19 protein-coding genes and 1 riboswitch are annotated in these 20,025 nt (G+C 60.7%); of the genes, 12 read left to right on the top strand and 7 right to left on the bottom strand.

Annotated elements, in window-relative coordinates; all coding sequences use genetic code 11:
• Positions 1-11: 11 nt before the first annotated feature.
• Positions 12-119: riboswitch (S-adenosyl-L-homocysteine riboswitch) on the bottom strand.
• A 191-nt stretch (positions 120-310) separates the two neighbouring features.
• Entirely contained in the window at positions 311-712 is a 402-nt protein-coding gene (locus LOY70_RS27890) for an acyl-CoA thioesterase (protein ID WP_072346269.1), read from the top strand.
• A gap of 248 nt (positions 713-960) precedes the next feature.
• Entirely contained in the window at positions 961-1,842 is an 882-nt protein-coding gene (locus LOY70_RS27885) for a formate/nitrite transporter family protein (RefSeq protein WP_123343697.1), read from the top strand.
• A 47-nt stretch (positions 1,843-1,889) separates the two neighbouring features.
• Here the strand turns inward: LOY70_RS27885 and LOY70_RS27880 are convergent, their stop codons facing one another.
• Positions 1,890-3,050, bottom strand: a complete 1,161-nt coding sequence (locus LOY70_RS27880; protein WP_265031843.1) for an MFS transporter — start codon at positions 3,048-3,050, stop codon at positions 1,890-1,892.
• A 194-nt stretch (positions 3,051-3,244) separates the two neighbouring features.
• Here LOY70_RS27880 and LOY70_RS27875 point away from each other — a divergent pair, with 194 nt between their 5' ends.
• Both LOY70_RS27875 and LOY70_RS27870 read left to right on the top strand, forming a co-directional pair.
• A complete protein-coding gene (locus LOY70_RS27875) occupies positions 3,245-4,078 on the top strand; it encodes an EamA family transporter (protein WP_265031842.1) in 834 nt (277 codons plus the stop codon).
• Positions 4,079-4,129: 51 nt separating this feature from the next.
• Positions 4,130-4,513, top strand: a complete 384-nt coding sequence (locus LOY70_RS27870) for an MAPEG family protein (RefSeq protein WP_025215927.1) — start codon at positions 4,130-4,132, stop codon at positions 4,511-4,513.
• A 153-nt stretch (positions 4,514-4,666) separates the two neighbouring features.
• On the opposite strand, the gene LOY70_RS27865 is transcribed toward LOY70_RS27870, so the two are convergent.
• Complete coding sequence (locus LOY70_RS27865) at positions 4,667-5,854, bottom strand: murein transglycosylase A (RefSeq protein ID WP_265031841.1); 1,188 nt, start codon at positions 5,852-5,854, stop codon at positions 4,667-4,669.
• Positions 5,855-5,979: 125 nt separating this feature from the next.
• On the opposite strand from LOY70_RS27865, the gene LOY70_RS27860 reads away from it, so the two are divergent.
• Positions 5,980-6,429, top strand: coding sequence for a c-type cytochrome (locus LOY70_RS27860; protein WP_265031840.1), 450 nt, complete (start codon positions 5,980-5,982; stop codon positions 6,427-6,429).
• 49 nt (positions 6,430-6,478) lie between these two features.
• Here the strand turns inward: LOY70_RS27860 and LOY70_RS27855 are convergent, their stop codons facing one another.
• Positions 6,479-6,883, bottom strand: coding sequence for a DUF1090 domain-containing protein (locus tag LOY70_RS27855; protein WP_123343700.1), 405 nt, complete (start codon positions 6,881-6,883; stop codon positions 6,479-6,481).
• A 90-nt stretch (positions 6,884-6,973) separates the two neighbouring features.
• A complete protein-coding gene (gene ligB / locus LOY70_RS27850) occupies positions 6,974-8,647 on the bottom strand; it encodes an NAD-dependent DNA ligase LigB (RefSeq protein WP_265031839.1) in 1,674 nt (557 codons plus the stop codon).
• A gap of 208 nt (positions 8,648-8,855) precedes the next feature.
• Between ligB and LOY70_RS27845 the strand changes: the two genes are divergently transcribed.
• Positions 8,856-9,476, top strand: coding sequence for a LysE family translocator (locus LOY70_RS27845; protein ID WP_265031838.1), 621 nt, complete (start codon positions 8,856-8,858; stop codon positions 9,474-9,476).
• A gap of 256 nt (positions 9,477-9,732) precedes the next feature.
• Here LOY70_RS27845 and metK read toward each other — a convergent pair whose 3' ends face one another.
• Entirely contained in the window at positions 9,733-10,923 is a 1,191-nt protein-coding gene (gene metK, locus LOY70_RS27840) for a methionine adenosyltransferase (RefSeq protein WP_025215921.1), read from the bottom strand.
• Positions 10,924-10,942: 19 nt separating this feature from the next.
• The gene (locus LOY70_RS27835; RefSeq protein WP_265031837.1) at positions 10,943-11,938 is read right to left on the bottom strand and encodes an ArsR/SmtB family transcription factor; all 996 of its coding nucleotides are present in this window, start codon (positions 11,936-11,938) and stop codon (positions 10,943-10,945) included.
• A gap of 271 nt (positions 11,939-12,209) precedes the next feature.
• On the opposite strand from LOY70_RS27835, the gene tkt reads away from it, so the two are divergent.
• The 6 genes from tkt to fba all read left to right on the top strand — a co-directional run bounded on the left by tkt (position 12,210) and on the right by fba (position 18,570).
• Positions 12,210-14,207: a transketolase gene (gene tkt, locus LOY70_RS27830; protein ID WP_123416142.1), complete on the top strand. Its 1,998-nt coding sequence runs from the start codon at positions 12,210-12,212 to the stop codon at positions 14,205-14,207.
• A gap of 147 nt (positions 14,208-14,354) precedes the next feature.
• Positions 14,355-15,425 carry an erythrose-4-phosphate dehydrogenase gene (gene epd, locus LOY70_RS27825; protein ID WP_265031836.1) on the top strand — a complete coding sequence of 357 codons (1,071 nt, stop codon included), beginning with the start codon at positions 14,355-14,357 and terminating at the stop codon, positions 15,423-15,425.
• A 24-nt stretch (positions 15,426-15,449) separates the two neighbouring features.
• Entirely contained in the window at positions 15,450-16,613 is a 1,164-nt protein-coding gene (locus LOY70_RS27820; RefSeq protein WP_025215918.1) for a phosphoglycerate kinase, read from the top strand.
• A 31-nt stretch (positions 16,614-16,644) separates the two neighbouring features.
• The gene (locus LOY70_RS27815; RefSeq protein ID WP_265031835.1) at positions 16,645-16,872 is read left to right on the top strand and encodes a hypothetical protein; all 228 of its coding nucleotides are present in this window, start codon (positions 16,645-16,647) and stop codon (positions 16,870-16,872) included.
• Positions 16,873-16,928: 56 nt separating this feature from the next.
• The gene (locus tag LOY70_RS27810) at positions 16,929-17,261 is read left to right on the top strand and encodes an MliC family protein (protein ID WP_265031834.1); all 333 of its coding nucleotides are present in this window, start codon (positions 16,929-16,931) and stop codon (positions 17,259-17,261) included.
• 244 nt (positions 17,262-17,505) lie between these two features.
• A complete protein-coding gene (gene fba, locus LOY70_RS27805; protein WP_003177554.1) occupies positions 17,506-18,570 on the top strand; it encodes a class II fructose-bisphosphate aldolase in 1,065 nt (354 codons plus the stop codon).
• Between the two features lie 1,056 nt (positions 18,571-19,626).
• On the opposite strand, the gene LOY70_RS27800 is transcribed toward fba, so the two are convergent.
• Positions 19,627-19,902, bottom strand: a complete 276-nt coding sequence (locus LOY70_RS27800; protein WP_265031751.1) for a type II toxin-antitoxin system ParD family antitoxin — start codon at positions 19,900-19,902, stop codon at positions 19,627-19,629.
• Positions 19,903-20,025 lie beyond the last annotated feature (123 nt).

The raw sequence follows: 20,025 nt of genomic DNA, 5'->3' as shown, positions 1-20,025 counted from the left end.
TTCGTAATGTATGCGAATGGGCGCCGTTGTGCGTTTAGTGTCCGTGCGGGGAGCCCCCGTACAAACAACGCCCCATCCGAGCCTGACAGGTCGAGCCTGCTGCAGCGCCCCTCGGACAGGTGGCGGGAACGGTCCAAAGCGTGGACCGGGTAAAACGGGGGCGATTATAACGGGCTAATCGGATCTTCCAAAAGGGTTTCTGTCGGCAAATCAAAATTGCCGATGACCGTCATAGGGCCCGCGACGTAGAGCCGGGCGGTCCGGTCTGCCATGATGCAGGCATTCATCGGCCAGACGCTCAGGAGTGAACATGAATTTCCACACCCGCAAATGGGTCAAGCCCGAAGACCTCAACCCCAACGGCACGCTGTTCGGCGGCAGCCTGTTGCGCTGGATCGACGAAGAAGCGGCGATCTATGCCATCGTCCAGCTCGGCAACCAGCGCGTGGTTACCAAGTACATCTCGGAAATCAACTTTGTCAGCGCCTCGCGCCAGGGCGACATCATCGAGCTGGGCATCACTGCCACCGAGTTTGGTCGTACCTCCATTACCCTGACTTGCGAGGTACGCAACAAAATCACCCGCAAGAGCATCCTGACCGTGGAAAAAATGGTCTTCGTCAATCTCGGCGAAGACGGCTTGCCGGCGCCCCATGGGCGGACCGAGATCAAGTACGTCAAGGATCAGTTCAAGGATGATGTCGTCGAGTGAGATCGGCGGCGCCGTCATCGCGAGCTCGCTCCCACAAGGGAGCTGCGGTGAGGGTCGGGATTCAGGTTTGCCGCCCCCCCTGTGGGAGCGAGCTTGCTCGCGATGACGTTTGCACATTCAACACTGATGCAAACCGACCCACCGCTATCGCGAGCAAGCTCGCTCCCACATTTTGTATTTGGGGCACCACTGAACAGCTCTGAACGCCACGTGTCGTAGTTACATCACGCCACCGGTTCAGGAGCTGTATGGACACCCACGAAGAAGGCAAGACCCCTGACCTTTCGGCCCAGGAGCAACACGAAGTCGACCGCAACCAGCCGCCGCGCGCTGCGGTGCTGCATGAAATCATCCGGACCCAGGGCAATCAGGAACTGGAGCGCAGTATCGCCGCGCTCTGGTGGTCGGCCCTGGCCGCCGGCTTGACCATGGGCCTGTCGCTGATGGCGATGGGTTTGCTCAACTCCCGGCTGCCCGACCACGAAGGCTTCAAGGTGATCGCCAGTTTCGGTTATTGCGCCGGCTTTCTCGCGGTGATCCTCGCCCGCCAGCAGCTATTCACCGAAAACACCCTGACCGCCGTGCTGCCGATCATGAGCAAACCCACCCTGGGCAACTTCGGTCGGCTGTTGCGGCTTTGGGGCGTGGTGCTGGTAGGTAACCTGTGCGGCACCTTGTTGGTGGCCTACGTGATGCTGCACCTGCCGATTTTTGACCAGCGCACTGACCAGGCCTTCCTGGAAATCGGCCGCAAGGTCATGGAAAACGATACCGGCCAGATGTTCGCCAAGGGCATCATTTCCGGCTGGATGATCGCCACCATGGTCTGGATGATCCCGTCCATGGAAAGCGCCAAGATGTGGATCATCATCCTGATCACCTACTTGATGGCGCTTGGGGATTTCACCCACATTGTCGTCGGCTCGGCCGAAGTGTCGTATCTGGTCTTTGCCGGGCAGTTGTCGTGGGAGGACTTCTGGATGGTGTTCGCTGGGCCGACGTTGGCGGGCAATATTGTCGGCGGGAGCTTTATCTTTGCCTTGATCAGTCATGCGCAGATTCGCAGCGAAGTAGGCCTGCCCAAGGATAATCCTGCCAAAGCGGCAAGGCAGCGCATCGACGCGGAGTAGGTGGGAGCCTGAACGCAGGTGCTTCAGGCGATGACTGAAAGCGTTCCTTAAACAGCGACTGCCGCCAAGCGCCGTTGTCGGTAGATATAGAACAACGCCGTCAACGTCGTCAGGCCGCCGACAGCTGCCCCAGCCCATGGTAAGTCCGCCAGGTCAGCCCCACTGGCCACCACCAACCCACCCATCCAAGCGCCAGCCGCGTTGCCGAGGTTGAAGGCGCTCTGGTTCAGGGTCGAGCCAAGGTTCGGCGCTTCATGGGCCTGATCGATGATCAGCAGTTGCAGGATCGGGCACAAGGCAAAGGCGAAAATACCCCATAACACCAGGGTGATCGCCGCCGGAATCACCGATTGGCTGGTTTGGCTGAACGCGGCGAGTACCAGCACCACGGCCAAGGCCATGCCCACCAGCGAGGGCAGCAGGCGCCCGTCGGCCAGGCGTCCGCCGAGGAAGCTACCCGCCGTCAGGCCGACACCGAACAACAGCAGCATGACGGTGATGCCGTGGGGGCTGACGCCGGTGATGTCTTGCAGGATCGGCGCGATGTAGGTGAACACGCTGAACAGGCTGGTGGAGGCCAGTACGCTCATGCCCAGGGCCAGCAACACGTTGACCTTGCCCAGGACCTTGAACTCGCTGGCCAGGTTGGCTTTTTCCATGGGGATGTCCTTGGGCAGCCAGACCCATTGGGCAATGGCCGCGATCACGCCGATCACCGACACCGCCCAGAAGGTCGAGCGCCAGCCGGCATATTGGCCCAGGGCCGTGCCCAACGGTACGCCCAACACGTTGGCCAGGGTCAGGCCGGTGAACATCATTGCAATCGCCTGGGCCCGTTTGTTTGGCGCTACCAGACCGGCCGCCACCACCGAGCCGATGCCAAAGAAGGCACCGTGACACAGGGCTGTGATGACCCGGGCGGCCATCAGCGTGGCGTAGTTCGGTGCCAGGGCACAGAGCACGTTGCCGAGGATGAACATCAGCGTCATGCCCAGCAGCGTTGCCTTGCGCGGCATGTTGGCCGTGCCGATGGCCAGGATCGGCGCGCCGAACACCACGCCCAGGGCGTAGCCGGTGATCAGCAGTCCGGCCTGGGGAATGCTTACCGCCAAGTCGCGGGCGACATCGGGCAGCAGGCCCATGATGACGAATTCAGTCGTGCCGATGCCGAAAGCGGCAACGGCCAAAGCAAGCAAGGCGAGTGGCATGCGCAGGGTCTCTGTCTGTAGTCTTGACGCTCTGATCAGGCATACGCATGCCGGCGCCCTGGTTCGAACGAACAGGGCAGCAGCGGAATTATTGGAATTGGCTTATGCGCAACTGAGTGCGGCGTGGTCGCCAGCAGTATAAACGGCTGCTGATGGATGGCGAATCAATTCTCTGAATGGATAAGGAGCGTGCCGTGCTTGCGACGGCCTTGGTGTTGTTGGCGGCGCTGTTGCATGCGGCGTGGAATACGCTGATCAAGTTCAGCGGCGAGCGTTTGCTGGTGGTGGCCTGCATGGACAGCGTGGCGTTGCTGTTCGTCGCCTTGGCCCTGGGCTTCGTTGCGCTGCCACCATTGGAGCTCTGGCCGTGGATCCTGGCCTCGGCGGCGTTTGAGCTGCTGTATCGCTATTTGCTGATCCAGGCCTATCGAGTCGGTGACTTGGGGCTGGTCTATCCGTTGATGCGTGGCCTGTCGCCGTTAGTCGTGCTGGCCCTGACCTTTATTTTTGCCGGCGAAGCGCTGACGACCCAGCAGATCATCGGCATCTTGCTGATCCCGTTCGGCATGCTCTGCCTGTTGTGGCAAGGCGGTGGTGGCGAGCGGCTGCCCTGGTCGATGCTGCCGGTGGTGGCGCTGATCGGTCTGTGCATCGGTTGCTACACCTTCATCGACGGCCATGCCCTGCGGCGTTGGTCCCATCCGCTGGATTACCTGGTCTGGGTCACGCTGCTCAGCGCCTGGCCATTTCCGTTGCTGGCGTTGGTGGGCAAGCGATCGGCGTTCATGGGGTTCTGGCGTGAGCAGTGGCGGCTGGGATTGGCGGTCGGATTCTGCGTATTGTTCAGCTACGCTCTGGTGCTGTGGGCCATGCAACTGGGGTCGATTGCCGAGGCGGCGGCGCTGCGGGAGATCAGTGTGATCCTGGTGGTGTTGTTCGGCATGCGCTACCTGAAAGAACCTTTCGGTCGGCCGCGGCTCTTAGCTTGCGCATTGGTGCTGGTTGGCATGCTGGTGATGAAGTTCTGACCGGCGCCCGGACTCTCGATTTTCCATAAAACTCAAAGAAGGAACTGCTTCATGACGGTTGCCCTGTGGTGTGTGTTGATCGCCTTTCTCCTGCCTTACCTGTGTATCGGGATCGCTAAGGCCGGTGGGAAATACCGGTTGCAAGATAACCACGATCCTCGGGATTTTCTGGACTCGCTCGAGGGCGCTCCCCGACGTGCCTACGCCGCGCAACTGAACAGCTTTGAAATCAGCCCGTTCTTTGCCGCCGCCGTGATCGTCGCGCACCTGGCCGGCAACGCCGAGCTGGTGACCATTAACGTGCTGGCGGTGTTGTTCATCACCAGTCGCCTGCTCTACATCATTTGCTACCTGGCGGACTGGGCGATCCTGCGTTCGCTGGTGTGGTTCGTGGGGGTGGGGTTGGTGCTGAGTTTCTTCTTTGTTTCGGTCTGAGCCGGCCTGATTTTCACTGTGTCTGTCCCGGCCTCTTCGCGGGCAAGCCCGCTCCCACCCTGATATCAGGGGCTCACAGATTTTGTGGCCACTGGAGATCAACTGTGGGAGCGGGCTTGCCCGCGAAGGCGCCCGACCAGCCAACCCATTACTTTAGGGGTTGGCGCTGACCGCATCCGCCACCTGCGGCACTTGCGGCAGCGCCACGCCCTTGGGCCACAGCATCCAGATCTGGCCCTGTTGCTTCATGTCCCCGGCCAGTTGTCCCGCCGCCTCGCCCGTACCCCAGAATAGATCCGCCCGGACTTCGCCGGTAATCGCACCGCCGGTGTCCTGGGCGGCGACCGGCCGGTTCAATGCGCTGCCATCGGGGCGCGTCGTGGATAGCCACAGCAGGCTGCCCAGCGGAACCACCTTGCGGTCCACCGCCACGCTGTAGCCGGCGGTCAGCGGCACATTCAGCGAACCTCGCGGGCCTTCGTTGCTGTCAGGGTTGCGGTTGAAAAACACGTAGCTGGGGTTGCTGCCCAGCAGCTCGGGAATCCGATTCGGGTTGGCCTTGGCCCAGGCGCTGATGGTGCCCATGGTCACGTCTTCTTTCTTCAATTCGCCCTGTTCCACCAGCCAGCGCCCGATGGGCCGGTAAGGATGGCCATTCTGGTCGGCATAGCCGATGCGCAGCAGGCGGCCGTCATCGAGCCGGATGCGCCCCGAGCCCTGGATCTGCAAGAACTGCAGGTTCATCGGATCGGTCAGCCAGGCAATCACCGGTGCCTTCACCCCGTTGGTTTCGATGGTGGCCGCGTCGTCGTAGGGCTTGAGCACCCGGCCTTCGAGGCGACCGCGCAGGCGTTTGCCCTTGAGTTCGGGGTAGATACTGTCCAGCGCCACGATGATCATGTCGTCCGGCACGCCGTACACCGGGACGTTCGCGGTGGAGGTCTGTTTGAGGCTGCCAGGGTAGACCGGCTCGTAGTAGCCGGTAATCAGCCCGTTGGGGCTGTTGTCCCCCGAGCGCAGGCCATAGACGTCCAGGTTCTGTTTGAGGAAATCGCGTACGGCTGCTGCGGTCTGCGGCACATTGGCCGCAGCGGCGCAGGTGGGGCCCCAAGTCGCGTCGGCCTTGAGCCGGGTGCAAGCACTGCGCCAGGAGCCGAAACCGGCCAGCAGGTCTTCATCGGATACCGACGGCAAGGCTTCCCACGGCGCGCTGACATAAGTGGCGAGGGCGTGTGTCTGTGGCTTTTCGACCTTGTCGCCGCGATTGCAGCCGGCCAGCACCGCGATCAACGGTAGGGTCAATGCCAAGCCTTTGTGCCAGGTCTTGAAGCGGCTGTTCATGAAGATTTCCTTTGCAGTCATTCGAACGCTGTCAGGCACTCAAACGACCCGTATTGTTGATAGGGCCATTGGTCTTTACCGATGACCCGAGGATACTAACTGCCGTTTCCTGTCCCGAGGCCAAGATGTTTGTAAAACGATTTTCCATGGCCGTGCTGGCCTGCTTGCTGTTGTCCGCCTGTGGCGGCGTCGATCCCAATTCTCCCCTGGGCCAGCGCAAGGCCATTTTCAAACAGATGCTCAAGATCAACGAAGAGTTGGGTGGCATGTTGCGTGGCCGAGTCCCGTTCGATGGCGCGCGATTTGCTGAAGGCGCGGTGAAACTGGATCAACTGTCCCACGAACCGTGGAAGCACTTTCCGCCAGTGCGCGAGCAAGATCACACCAGCGCCCTGGATGAGGTCTGGCAAAAGCAGGCGCGCTTCCAGGACCTGGCCCGTAGCCTTGAAGCGGCCACCGGTGAGTTGGTGACCGCCAGCAACGTCCAGCCCTACAAGGCCAGTTACCTGCGGCCGGCGGTGCAGAAGGTCGAGGATGCGTGCAGCGCCTGCCATAAAGAGTTTCGGGATCATTGAATAAAAGCAGCTGCGAGCGTCAAGCTTCGAGCGGCAAGCTCGAAGCTTTTCACTTATCCAACTCATCCACCGCTTCCTGCAGTTCCTTGCGTGAGGCTGCCAGCTTGTCCTTGCGCTTGTTGATTCGCTCGGCGTCGCCTTTTTTCATGGCCTTTTCCAGGTCGGCCTGACGCCGACTGACCTCATGCTTGGCGTCGAGCACCTTGTTTTCACGCTCCTTGCGCAAGGACGCGTCAGTGCAATGGGTAGTGACTTCGCTCAACGCGGTTTCCAGGCCTGCCTGCTGGTCCTGGTTGCCGCGGGACTTGGCCAATTCGATCTGGTTGATGATGCCCTGGCGCTTGGCTGCGCAGCCAGTGAGCTCCGGTGTTTGCGGTGCTTGCTCGTCCGCCATCAAAGGGGCGGCCATGGCGCTGCATAAGACCAGCAGGGCAACGGGGGACAGGAAATTCATAGCAACTCCGTAAAAAACTCGCGAGCGGTCGGTACAGATGCGCTGTTGGAACGCACGTTTGCCCCTTGGGTTCAACTGCTCGGGCTTGCGTCAAAAACCATCGACCCCGGCAGTGCGTAATATTTCACTCAAGGCCAGCACCTGCGGGTCGCGGAAAAAAGCGCTCAATTGCGCGGCGCGTCCCGGTCCGATGCCAGCTTCGGCTTGCCATTGTTCGGTGTCGCGCTCGGCCAACGCCTGCCACGGTCCTTCTAGCCGGGCCTCGCCGGTCGGCGGCAGGCCGAGGGCCTTGAGCCATTGCTCGAACGGACGCTGCCGGGCACTGTGCAAACTGGCGAGCAGGCGGGCGCTGCTGTAGTCACCGAAGCCGGCAATGTTAGCAAGCTCGGCGGCATCGAGGGTCAACCAATCCAGTAATCCGTCGAGTCGACCGGCGGCCAGGAGTTTTTTCCAGGTGCCAGGGCCGACATGGGGCAGGGCGAGCCCGTGTTTGCCGCTGAGCCAATCCAGGCGCGCGAGAAACTGGCTTTCGCAGCCGGGAGTCGGTTGCCAGCAACTCAAGAAGTGATAATCGGCTGCCTTGGGGGCATTGAGGTCCTGCCGTTCGATGCTGCGCAGTACGACGCTGTCGAGGCGTGGAATGGTCAGCCCGGCCAGGCTGATGGCGACCTGGTCGCCCGGGCGGATGTCCATCTCCTCCCAGCGCTTGAGGGAGCTGACGCTCACCCGACGGATTCGCCGGTCATCGAGCATGACCGGTTCGAGTTCCAATACGGGGGTGATGCGCCCGGTACGGCCGATCTTGAAGCGCACCTTGCGCACCTCGGCCAAGGCTTGGGCATAGGGGTATTTCCAGGCCACGCTCCAGAACGGTGCCCTGGCCTGCCAGCGGTCGGCGGGTGGGCGGCGGCTCTGGCGCAGGACAATACCGTCGCTGGCGAATGGCAGCGGCGTGCGATACCAGTGGTCGCGCCAGTGCTCGGCATCGGCCAGAACCTGGACAGGCTGGTTGTAGAGGAGGGTGTCAGCGAAGCCCAGTTCATTCAGCGCGGCCATCCGTTCGGGCAGGGTGGCCGGCCCTTCAGGCCAGTCCCAGACAAACAGGCCGATGTCCGCCGCCTCCTGCGCCGTCATATTCGTGCGCGCCATCAGGCCCGCCACGGTTCCCCGGGCGTTGAGGCTGCCGCTGCTGGCCTGGACATGGGTGAGCAAGCGCCAATACAGCTCGCCCTGGACGACCAGGTCCAGAGGTTGGCGCAACCGTTGGGGGATGGCGCCGATTTTGCGCGCATTCGGGGTCCAGTCATGTCCTTGCATGCCATCGCCGCGGCTGATTGCCTGCTGCAGGTGACCTGCGCGATAGATCAAGGTCACCGCCACGCCATCGACTTTCGGTTGCGCCCAGACGTCCTTGCGATTTTGCAACCAGGCCTCCACGGCGTCGGCATCCTTGAGTTTATCCAGGCCGGTATGGACAACCGGGTGCGGTATCTTCCCGCCTGCCGTGCGCAAGGGATCGCCGGGCGCCTCGAGGCTGAAGCAGCGGCGCCATCGGCCCAGTTGTGTGCGGGACTGATCATAAAGTTCATCGGCGACCAGGGAGCGACCAAGGCGGTGATAACTGTCGTCCCAGCTGTCGATTTGCCGTTGCAGGGCGGTGATCTCTACTTGGGCGCGTTCAGTGGGCCAATCGGGGCAGGTCTCTGCGAAGACAGGAGGGGTAATGAGGATAAAACAGCTGAGGGCACGCAATAACGGCAGCATCTAAGCATCCTTGCTTGGGTGGTGTACTGGAAGGCTAGTCACTGTGGTGGAAGCTGTGAGGCTTGGACCGTTACTGGATTTTGCAGGGCCTGATGGCGAAGTCGCGGCGGTACAGTGCGGTGTGATTTAACCGCACAACTGTCTCTTGAACCCATCGATGGCCGGCGCAGAATGAGCCCTCGACCTGCCTCTGCCTGGAGCGCCCACGATGGACTTGACGACCCTCGCTGTTTTCATTCCGGCCTGCTTCGCGCTGAACATGGCACCGGGGCCGAATAACCTGCTGTCCATCAGCAACGCTTCGCGCTATGGCTTCGTCCGGGCGTGCAGCGGCGGCATCGGTCGGCTGGTGGCATTTGCAATCATGATCGCCCTGGCGGCGGTAGGGCTCACCGCTGTGCTGCACACCTCGGAATTGCTGTTCCTGGGGATCAAGCTTGTGGGTGCCGGTTATCTGTTCTACCTCGCCGTGCAGTTGTGGCGCGCTCAGCCTGAGGCCGGAAGCGAAGCCGCGATCACGACGATGAGTATGACCAGCCTGGCGCGCCAGGAATTCCTGGTAGCGATCGGCAATCCGAAGGCGATCCTGTTGTTTACCGCGTTCCTGCCGCAGTTCGTCGACCGGGCGGGCACCGTCACCCAACAGTTCGCCGTGCTGGGCGGTTTGTTCCTGGCGCTGGAGTGCATCGCCATCGGTTTGTATTGCTACATGGGCATTTATGCGCGGCGGCTGTTTGCCCGGCCCAGTGGCAAGCGTCTGTTCAATCGGATGTGTGCGGGGTTGCTGGCCAGTGCGGCGTCGTTTTTGCTGGTGGCGCGCAGGACTTAGATCTTCTGGAGGGGCCTGTTTCACTGGGGACTTGTCCCCCTGTGGCGAGGGGATTTATCCCCGCTGGGCTGCGCAGCAGCCCCCAAATCAGCGACCTCGGTGTGTCAGGTTAACCATGCTTGACCTTTTTGGGGCCGCTTCGCAGCCCAGCGGGGATAAATCCCCTCGCCACAGGAGCGGTGCCTGACTTTGATTTTTTGATAAAAAAAAGCCCCTGGCGACCGAGTCGCCAGGGGCTTTTTCGTGACGGCAGGTCTTACAGGCCGGCAGCGGCGCGCAGGGCGTCGGCGCGGTCGGTTTTTTCCCAGGTGAAGGTGGTGAAGGTATCGTCACCGACCGTCTTGGTTTGCGGCGTGCGGCCGAAGTGACCGTAGGCTGCGGTTTCCTGGTACATCGGGTGCAGCAGGTCGAGCATGGTGGTGATGGCGTATGGACGCAGGTCGAACACATCACGCACCAGCTTGATGATCTTGTCATCGCTGATCTTGCCGGTACCGAAGGTGTTCAGCGAGATCGACGTAGGCTGGGCGACGCCGATGGCGTAGGACACCTGGATCTCGCAGCGCTCGGCCAGGCCGGCGGCGACGATGTTCTTGGCAACGTAACGACCGGCATAGGCCGCGGAACGGTCAACCTTCGATGGATCCTTGCCGGAGAACGCGCCGCCGCCGTGACGGGCCATGCCGCCGTAGCTGTCGACGATGATCTTGCGACCGGTCAGGCCGCAGTCGCCCACCGGGCCGCCAATGATGAACTGGCCGGTCGGGTTGATGTGAAACTGGGTGTCCTTGGACAGCAACTCGGCAGGCAGCACGTGCTTGACGATCAGTTCCATCACGCCTTCGCGCAAGTCTTTGTAGGAGACTTCCGGGTTGTGCTGGGTCGACAGCACGACGGCGTCGATACCGACAACCTTGCCGCCTTCGTAACGGCACGTCACTTGGGACTTGGCGTCCGGGCGCAGCCAAGGCAGCAGGCCGGACTTACGCGCTTCGGCCTGACGCTGGACCAGCTGGTGCGAGAAGGTGATCGGTGCCGGCATCAGCACGTCGGTTTCATTGCTGGCATAGCCGAACATCAGGCCTTGGTCGCCGGCGCCCTGATCTTCAGGCTTGGCACGGTCAACGCCTTGGTTGATGTCGGGGGACTGCTTACCGATGATGTTCATCACACCGCAGGTCGCGCCGTCGAAACCGACGTCGGAGCTGTTGTAGCCGATGCCCAGGATGACGTCGCGAACGATCTGTTCCAGGTCGACCCAGGCCGAGGTGGTGACTTCGCCAGCGATGATCGCCACGCCCGTTTTCACCAGAGTCTCGCACGCCACGCGGGCGAACTTGTCTTCAGCAATGATGGCGTCCAGCACCGCATCAGAAATCTGGTCGGCGATTTTGTCCGGATGCCCTTCAGACACGGACTCGGAGGTGAAAAGGGAGTATTCGCTCATCTCGATGTTTTCCTACAAGTTACCGATGGTGAGTGTCGCCAGCCGGTCGCTGAAAATGGCGGACCTGGATCTGGAAACCATTACGTAAGCCTACATAGAGGCTTTCCCCGGGCACGAGGCCCGCAGCGGTGGCCCAACGGGCCAGATCGTCCTGTTCAAACCCCAACCAGAGATCACCGCAGGCCTCCCTGGCCCAACTCTGGTTGTGGCTGCATAACTCTGTCACCAACAGGCTACCGCCTGGTTGCAGCAGGCCGGCCATGTGCCGGAGTGCGTCGGCCGGCGCGGCGAAATGGTGCAGCACCATGTTCAATACCACGCAATCGGCCTGCAGGCTCACGCCATCCAAGGCATCGGCCAACTGCAGGCTGACATTAGTCAATGTTTCGCGCTCGCACACCTGGCGCGCCAATTCAAGCATGGCCGGGCTGTTGTCCAGCGCCGTCACCTGGCTGAAGCGCCGCGCCAGTTCCGGCAAGAAGGCGCCGTCGCCAGGGCCGACTTCGATGACGGTGGCGGTGGGCTCGAAGCTCAGTTTATCGAGCAGCGCCACGACGCTTTCACGGTATTGCGGCAATCCTGCGATCAGGTCTTGCTGGGCACGAAACTTCTCGGCCACCCGTGCGAAAAAGTCCTGGCTGGCGGCAGCCCGTTGTCTGTGTACCTGGGCGATGCGGGCCCGCACCTCGGTGGGCAGGTCCAGTTCGTCCACTTCCTCTAATAACGCCGCGTGCAGCTTGCCCCCCAAAAGATCGGTGTGGGGCAGGGCGCGGCGGTAAAAAATGGCGTTGCCTTCACGGCGGGTCGCCACCAGGTCGGCCTGGGCCAGGACCTTGAGGTGGTGGCTCATGCCGGACTGGCCGATGCCGAAGATCTGCGCCAGTTCCAGCACACCGAACGAATCGTTGGCCAGGGCGCGCAATACATTGAGCCGCAACGGATCGCCGCCGGCCTTGCAAAGGGCCGCCAGCTCATCGCAATCGTCATGGCGAATGGAAGGCACGCGTAAGTTCATAGGGCGGCAGTCTAGAGAGGGGGCTGGATCATCGCAAGGGCAATATCAAAAAGTTTTGATATTGCTCGATAAATGGCACTTCCCAGAAGGTGCTTGACTCTACAGCCCATCAGCGGAAAGGTTTCACCTGGAGAAAGGGACTTTATCCACCGGAAAAACGCCTTTGCATGACTATCTGTCATTGCCCCGAGGCGGGTGGGTGAGGGAAAATGCTCGCCTTTTTCAGTTTCGTTTTATTCATTCTCGATTCAATTCCCGCAGGAGATCAGCGATGCCCAGCCGTCGTGAGCGTGCCAATGCCATTCGTGCCCTCAGCATGGATGCCGTGCAAAAAGCCAACAGCGGCCATCCGGGTGCCCCTATGGGTATGGCGGATATCGCCGAGGTGCTTTGGCGCGACTACCTCAAGCACAGTCCGAGCAACCCAGCTTTCGCCGACCGTGACCGCTTCGTGCTGTCCAACGGCCACGGCTCGATGTTGATTTATTCGCTGCTGCACCTGACCGGCTACGACCTGTCGATCGATGACCTGAAGAATTTCCGCCAACTGCACAGCCGCACCCCGGGCCACCCGGAATACGGCTACACCCCAGGCGTGGAGACCACCACCGGTCCATTGGGCCAAGGCCTGGCCAACGCAGTGGGTTTTGCCCTGGCGGAAAAAGTCCTGGCGGCGCAGTTCAATCGCCCGGGCCATAACGTCGTTGATCACCACACCTACGTGTTCCTGGGTGATGGCTGCATGATGGAAGGCATTTCCCATGAAGTCGCGTCCCTGGCCGGCACCTTGGGGCTGGACAAGCTGATTGCTTTCTACGACGACAACGGCATTTCCATCGACGGTGAAGTCGAAGGCTGGTTCACCGACGACACCCCCAAGCGCTTCGAAGCCTACAACTGGCTGGTGATCCGCAATGTCGACGGTCACGATCCGGAAGAGATCAAGACCGCCATCGAGACGGCCCGCAAGAGCGCCCAGCCGACCCTGATCTGCTGCAAGACCACCATCGGTTTCGGTTCGCCCAACAAGCAGGGCAAGGAAGACTGCCACGGCGCGCCACTGGGTGCCGAGGAAATCGCCCTGACTCGCGCCGCGTTGAAGTGGAACCACGGCCCGTTCGAAATCCCGGCCGACATCTATGCCGAGTGGGATGCCAAGGAAAAAGGTCGCGCGCTTGAAGCCGAGTGGGACCAGCGTTTCGCCGCCTATTCCGCTGAATTCCCTGAGCTGGCCAACGAACTGGTCCGTCGCCTCAGCGGCGAGCTGCCCGCCGATTTCGCCGAAAAAGCCTCGGCCTACATCGCTGAAGTGGCCGCCAAGGGCGAGACCATCGCCAGCCGTAAAGCCAGCCAGAACACCCTGAACGCCTTTGGCCCACTGCTGCCGGAACTGCTGGGCGGTTCGGCCGACCTGGCCGGTTCCAACCTGACCCTGTGGAAAGGCTGCAAGGGCGTCAGCGCCGAAGACGCCAGTGGCAACTACATGTACTACGGCGTTCGCGAGTTCGGCATGAGCGCGATCATGAACGGCGTCGCGTTGCATGGCGGTCTGGTGCCTTACGGTGCGACCTTCCTGATGTTCATGGAATACGCCCGCAACGCTGTGCGCATGTCGGCCCTGATGAAAAAACGCATCCTGTATGTGTTCACCCACGACTCCATCGGCCTGGGCGAAGACGGCCCGACTCACCAGCCGATCGAGCAACTGGCAAGCCTGCGCTGCACCCCGAACCTGGATACCTGGCGCCCTTGCGATGCCGTGGAATCGGCAGTGGCCTGGAAATACGCCCTCGAGCGTAAAGACGGCCCTTCGGCGCTGATCTTCTCCCGCCAGAACCTGCAGCACCAAACCCGCGATGCCGGCCAGATCGGCGACATCACCCGCGGCGGCTACGTGCTCAAGGACTGCATCGGCGAGCCTGAACTGATCCTGATCGCCACCGGCTCCGAAGTCGGCCTGGCCGTGCAGGCCTACGACAAGCTTACCGAGCAAGGCCGCAACGTGCGCGTGGTGTCCATGCCATGCACCAGCGTGTTCGACGCCCAGGACGCCGGCTACAAGCAGGCGGTGTTGCCGCTGCAAGTCAGCGCCCGGATTGCCATCGAAGCTGCTCACGCCGATTACTGGTACAAGTACGTGGGCCTGGAAGGCCGCGTGATCGGCATGACCACCTACGGCGAATCGGCGCCCGCGCCGGCGTTGTTCGAGGAATTCGGCTTCACCCTGGAGAACATCCTGGGTCAGGCTGAAGAGCTGCTGGAAGACTGATCCGCAAACAGGTTGCCTGTTCTGACGCCATCGCGAGCAAGCTCGCTCCCACAAGGATTTCACCGACCCTGTGGGAGCGAGCTTGCTCGCGATAGCGATGGCTCAGACGACACTGCCTCAATGGATTCAATCAGGTCAGAGAACCCCATGCCCCAACCGCGTCCCTACAAAGTTGCACTCAACGGCTACGGCCGGATTGGTCGTTGCGTCTTGCGTGCGTTGTTCGAGCGAGGAGCCAAGGCCGGGTTCGAGATTGTGGCCATCAACGATCTGGCCGACATGGCCAGCATCGAATACCTGACACGCTTTGACTCCACCCACGGCCGGTTTCCCGGCGAAGTTCGGGTCGAAGGCGATTGTCTGCATATTAATGGCGACTGCGTGAAGGTCCTGCGCAGTGCCACCCCCGAAGGCATCGACTGGGCGTCCCTGGACGTCGATCTGGTGCTCGAATGCTCCGGTGCCTACCACACCCGCGAAGACGGCCAGCGTTTTCTCGCGGCCGGTGCGCCACGGGTGCTGTTCTCCCAGCCGATGGCCAGCGAAGCGGATGTGGACGCGACCATCGTCTACGGCGTGAACCAGGATTGCCTGACCGGCGATGAACTGTTGGTGTCCAACGCGTCCTGCACCACCAATTGCGGCGTGCCGTTGTTGCGCCTGCTGGACCAGGCCATTGGCCTGGAGTACGTGTCGATCACCACCATCCACTCGGCGATGAACGATCAGCCGGTGATCGACGCCTATCACCATGAAGACTTGCGCCGCACCCGTTCGGCGTTCCAGTCGGTGATTCCGGTGTCCACTGGTCTGGCGAGAGGCATCGAGCGGCTGCTCCCGGAACTTGCAGGGCGAATTCAGGCCAAAGCCGTGCGGGTGCCGACCGTCAACGTGTCCTGCCTCGATATAACGATGCAGACCGTGAGCGATACCGACGCCACCGAGGTCAACCGGATCCTGCGCGAAGCCGCCACCAACGGCCCGCTCAAAGGCCTGCTGGCCTACACCGAGTTGCCTCACGCCAGTTGTGATTTTAATCACGACCCCCATTCGGCCATTGTCGATGCCAGCCAGACCCGTGTTTCCGGGCCACGGCTCGTGAACATCCTGGCTTGGTTCGACAACGAATGGGGTTTTGCCAACCGAATGCTGGACGTTGCTGAACATTATCTGCAAACAGCGACTGCGCTTGCTGCTTCCAACAAACCTGCTCTCTAAACAGTTATCCAGGAATTGCGACCCATGACCGTGTTGAAGATGTCCGACCTCGATCTGCAAGGTAAGCGCGTACTGATCCGCGAAGACCTCAACGTTCCCGTCAAGGACGGTGTTGTCACCAGCGACGCGCGCATCCTGGCTTCGCTGCCGACCATCAAGCTGGCCCTGGAAAAAGGCGCGGCCGTGATGGTCTGCTCGCACCTGGGCCGTCCGACCGAAGGCGAATTCTCCGCCGAGAACAGCCTCAAGCCGGTAGCCGATTACCTGAGCAAGGCCTTGGGCCGTGACGTGCCGCTGGTGGCCGACTACCTGGGCGGCGTTGACGTGAAGGCCGGCGACGTCGTGCTGTTCGAAAACGTGCGCTTCAACAAGGGCGAGAAAAAGAACGCTGACGAACTGGCCCAGCAATACGCGGCCCTGTGCGACGTATTCGTGATGGACGCCTTTGGCACCGCCCACCGCGCCGAGGGTTCGACCCACGGCGTGGCGAAGTTCGCCAAAGTGGCCGCCGCCGGCCCGCTGCTGGCCGCCGAACTGGACGCGCTGGGCAAGGCCCTGGGCTCCCCGGCCCAGCCGATGGCCGCCATCGTGGCCGGTTCCAAGGTGTCCACCAAACTCGACGTGCTCAACAGCCTGAGCCAGGTGTGCAACCAGTTGATCGTTGGCGGCGGCATCGCCAACACGTTCCTGGCCGCGGCCGGTCATCCGGTCGGCAAGTCCCTGTACGAGCCAGACCTGCTGGACACCGCTCGGGAAATCGCCGCCAAGGTCAGCGTGCCGTTGCCGGTGGATGTTGTGGTGGCCAAGGAATTCGCCGAAAGCGCCACCGCTACCGTCAAGCTGATCGCTGACGTGGCCGAGGACGACATGATTCTCGACATCGGTCCGCAGACCGCCGCCCATTTCGCCGAACTGTTGAAATCTTCCCAGACTATCCTCTGGAACGGTCCGGTCGGTGTGTTCGAGTTCGACCAGTTCGGCAACGGCACCAAGGTGCTGGCCCAGGCCATTGCCGAAAGCTCCGCGTTCTCTATCGCGGGTGGCGGCGACACCCTGGCGGCCATCGATAAATATGGCGTGGCCGATCAGATCTCCTACATTTCCACCGGTGGTGGCGCGTTCCTCGAATTCGTCGAAGGCAAGGTACTGCCGGCCGTGGAAGTCCTGGAAAGCCGGGCCAAGGCCTGAGGCTTCGTTGACCAGGCAAAGGAGTGTGGTAATGGTCAAGACGTTCACGTTGCTGATGGCTGTGACGATGTTGGTGGCCTGCTCGAGCAGCCCGAAGGCGCCGTCGGCCCCGGAAACCGGGACGCCGGCGGCTGAAGAGGGTTGCTACCAGGCCGACTGGCAGGCCGAGACCAACCCGGTGCTGAACAAGCGTTCCGGGCCCGATGGCCTGGATAAATACGAGACGCAAACCCCCGCCAAGGAACATGGTTGTCCTTGACGGGTCTGACTCTTAACTCATGGCTGGCGGCGTGTGCGGTCAGTCGAGGAACACGGATGAAAGGCTTGATCGCCGTTGTGGCGTTGGCAATGTTGGCCGGTTGTGCGCAGTTGGGCTTGTCGCTCTCATCCGAGCCTGCGGACAACTGGACGACCTGGACCTGTGACAGCGAGGCCAAAGTGCTCTGGCGCTACACCGATACCGCCCACAAGGAAGTCGATGTACGCCTGGGCGGCGCCGATAAGGTTTATCGCCTGAAGCTTGAGCCGGGTGCTGAAGGTTCGCTGTACAGCGACGACATGCTGGCGTTTCACGTCAAGGGTGAGGAAGGCCTGGTGTATTGGGTCGCCACCAATGACTTGATTGGCCGTGGTTGCAAGGCCAATTGATCCACAGAGGTCCAATGTGGGAGCGGGCTTGCTCGCGAATGCGGCGGGTCAGCTTGCATATCTGCTGAATGTGAAACCGCATTCGCGAGCAAGCCCGCTCCCACAGGGGCTTCTATAGTTTTGAGATTTTGTTTCACCGAACACGCAGGCCGGGGCCGCCCCCCGATCCGCAATGACTTGAATAGCCGCCGCCGCTCCGGCAGGCTGGCACGATTAACGACCCTCGACCGGGAGAGACACACTAATGGCACTTATCAGCATGCGTCAGATGCTGGACCACGCAGCCGAGTTCGGCTACGGCGTTCCAGCCTTTAACGTCAACAACCTTGAGCAGATGCGCGCCATCATGGAAGCCGCTGACAAGACTGACTCTCCGGTGATCGTCCAGGCTTCGGCCGGCGCCCGCAAATATGCCGGTGCACCGTTCCTGCGTCACCTGATCCTGGCGGCGATCGAAGAATTCCCGCACATCCCGGTGTGCATGCACCAGGACCACGGCACCAGCCCTGACGTCTGCCAGCGCTCCATCCAACTGGGCTTCAGCTCGGTGATGATGGACGGCTCCCTGGGCGAAGACGGCAAGACCCCGACCGACTACGAATACAACGTACGCGTTACCCAGCAGACCGTGGCCATGGCCCACGCCTGCGGTGTGTCGGTGGAAGGTGAGCTGGGTTGCCTGGGTTCGCTGGAAACCGGCATGGCCGGTGAAGAAGACGGCATCGGCGCTGAAGGCGTGCTGGATCACAGCCAGATGCTGACCGACCCGGAAGAAGCCGCCGACTTCGTCAAGAAAACCCAGGTCGACGCCCTGGCCATCGCCATCGGCACCAGCCACGGCGCCTACAAGTTCACCAAGCCGCCTACCGGCGACGTGCTGGCCATCGACCGCATCAAGGAAATCCACAAGCGCATCCCCAACACCCACCTGGTGATGCACGGTTCTTCCTCGGTACCGCAAGAGTGGCTGGCGATCATTAACCAGTACGGCGGCGACATCAAGGAAACCTACGGCGTGCCGGTTGAGGAAATCGTCGAAGGCATCAAGTACGGCGTGCGCAAGGTCAACATCGACACCGACCTGCGCCTGGCCTCTACCGGTGCCATGCGTCGTTTGATGGCGACCAATCCGAGCGAGTTTGATCCGCGTAAGTTCTTTGGCGCTACTGTGACGGCCATGCGTGATGTGTGCATTGCGCGTTATGAGGCGTTTGGGACGGCGGGGAATGCTTCGAAGATCAAGCCGATTTCGTTGGAAGCGATGTATCAGCGGTATTTGAAGGGTGAGTTGAACGCTAAGGTCAACTGAGGCTTTAGTGGTGTGAGAAAACCCGCAGTGATGTGGGTTTAATGAGATGGTCAGCCAGACCGAGAAGCCCTGCAGGTTTACGCTTGCAGGGTTTTTCTCGTTTTCGGCGGAGGATCTCTCATGAACACGATGGCACATTCAACGTTTGAGTGATGAGATCAAAGACATCGAGCCCGAACTGAAGCAGCAACTGAAAGAAGACGATGCATGTGCTCTATGAACAAAATAGGAATTTAGAGCTTTCAGTTCGGAGCGCCCTAAACTCGAAGGGCCCGTCACCGTGACGGTTGAATCTACGGTGATGTCCATGATGTAAAAAGCCCATCGTAAGATGGGCGCTTTACATCGATTGCCCTGACTATTCTGAGTAATTAATAGAGAGCAGTAAATATTATTTCTGGGTAAAGGGTTACTGTATGTTGAGTCTTAAACTATGGCTCCATTCTGAATACTCGTTAGCCAAGCGGCATTGAGCCGTAAAACTTACAGTTTCGGGGTGTCCTAACGTTATGCGCGCAGAAAAATGACCATTTTCATCGCAGAAAACACTTGCAAATTCATGCCCAACCCCCGTCTCGGCGATTGATACATTTGTTCGTGGTTCACCCACGCCCGTTATGGTGAAACCATCCTTACTCTGAATGGAGCCTTCACTTGGGCTTGTAAAAACGGGAGTTCTGAGTGCCATTTCTTTTTCTCCGGAATCAATATGTTTGGTACCCATCTGGGTGATTAAAGTATTAGAAGGGGGCGTGCCTTTAGGCTACTGTAGGAAATGACAGTTTTTTATAACTTTTTCAGATGGATTGATTCTTCTTGTTCCAAATTTGCAGCGTATCGTCGCTCCAGCTTTACTTTGGACGTTAATCTCGGTGCCCGTTAACCGTTAACCAAGGTCGACGCGAGGCGGCCTTATAGCCGGCCTGGTTGGATGGGGCTGCGGTCTTCTTGTGGGAGCTGGCTTGCTCGCGAAAGCGAAGGGGTGGTTTGCGGTAATGTGGGATGTGCCGGCGAAATGGGTTCGCAGGAAGTGTCCACTATGTCCCCGCACACCCGTCAACCATGTGTTCGGTCCCGGTGCTCGGCTGACAACCGGGAACGCACCTGATCGACGCTCAGCGTACGCGCGGGGTCGGCTTTCAAGACGTCGTAAGCTGGGGCTACTTGGCTTACGAGCCAGTTTTTCAAAGCGTTATCACGTCCCCGCAGCGCTTGGAGAGCTTCACGAGTGACTTCGCTTTCAGTGGCGCACTCACCGGCAGCCACGTTGGCTTTCACCCTTTCGGTCAACTGGTTAGGCAGGGTGATGCTGAGCTGTTGGGTGCTGTGCATGATGAATCCCCTGGATTTAATTCTTCGATTTCAAAATGGGCGAGCTTGCTCGTGATAGCGCCGTGTCGGTCAAATCCCTGCGGATGATCCAACGCTATCGCGAGCAAGCTCGCTCCCACCAGA

The sequence above is a fragment of the Pseudomonas sp. B21-054 genome, assembly GCF_026016345.1.
In the GTDB taxonomy this organism is placed as follows: domain Bacteria; phylum Pseudomonadota; class Gammaproteobacteria; order Pseudomonadales; family Pseudomonadaceae; genus Aquipseudomonas.
This window is presented reverse-complemented; position numbering and strand designations above follow the sequence as displayed.

Coding starts and splice junctions, on each gene's coding strand:
- LOY70_RS27845 (WP_265031838.1), top strand. CDS start 8,856: ATGGACTTGACGACCCTCGCTGTTTTCATTCCGGCCTGCTTCGCGCTG.
- LOY70_RS27855 (WP_123343700.1), bottom strand. CDS start 6,883: ATGAATTTCCTGTCCCCCGTTGCCCTGCTGGTCTTATGCAGCGCCATG.
- LOY70_RS27835 (WP_265031837.1), bottom strand. CDS start 11,938: ATGAACTTACGCGTGCCTTCCATTCGCCATGACGATTGCGATGAGCTG.
- ligB (WP_265031839.1), bottom strand. CDS start 8,647: ATGCTGCCGTTATTGCGTGCCCTCAGCTGTTTTATCCTCATTACCCCT.
- LOY70_RS27880 (WP_265031843.1), bottom strand. CDS start 3,050: ATGCCACTCGCCTTGCTTGCTTTGGCCGTTGCCGCTTTCGGCATCGGC.
- LOY70_RS27870 (WP_025215927.1), top strand. CDS start 4,130: ATGACGGTTGCCCTGTGGTGTGTGTTGATCGCCTTTCTCCTGCCTTAC.
- LOY70_RS27860 (WP_265031840.1), top strand. CDS start 5,980: ATGTTTGTAAAACGATTTTCCATGGCCGTGCTGGCCTGCTTGCTGTTG.
- LOY70_RS27885 (WP_123343697.1), top strand. CDS start 961: ATGGACACCCACGAAGAAGGCAAGACCCCTGACCTTTCGGCCCAGGAG.
- epd (WP_265031836.1), top strand. CDS start 14,355: ATGCCCCAACCGCGTCCCTACAAAGTTGCACTCAACGGCTACGGCCGG.
- metK (WP_025215921.1), bottom strand. CDS start 10,923: ATGAGCGAATACTCCCTTTTCACCTCCGAGTCCGTGTCTGAAGGGCAT.
- LOY70_RS27815 (WP_265031835.1), top strand. CDS start 16,645: ATGGTCAAGACGTTCACGTTGCTGATGGCTGTGACGATGTTGGTGGCC.
- LOY70_RS27865 (WP_265031841.1), bottom strand. CDS start 5,854: ATGAACAGCCGCTTCAAGACCTGGCACAAAGGCTTGGCATTGACCCTA.
- tkt (WP_123416142.1), top strand. CDS start 12,210: ATGCCCAGCCGTCGTGAGCGTGCCAATGCCATTCGTGCCCTCAGCATG.
- LOY70_RS27820 (WP_025215918.1), top strand. CDS start 15,450: ATGACCGTGTTGAAGATGTCCGACCTCGATCTGCAAGGTAAGCGCGTA.
- LOY70_RS27890 (WP_072346269.1), top strand. CDS start 311: ATGAATTTCCACACCCGCAAATGGGTCAAGCCCGAAGACCTCAACCCC.
- fba (WP_003177554.1), top strand. CDS start 17,506: ATGGCACTTATCAGCATGCGTCAGATGCTGGACCACGCAGCCGAGTTC.
- LOY70_RS27800 (WP_265031751.1), bottom strand. CDS start 19,902: ATGCACAGCACCCAACAGCTCAGCATCACCCTGCCTAACCAGTTGACC.
- LOY70_RS27810 (WP_265031834.1), top strand. CDS start 16,929: ATGAAAGGCTTGATCGCCGTTGTGGCGTTGGCAATGTTGGCCGGTTGT.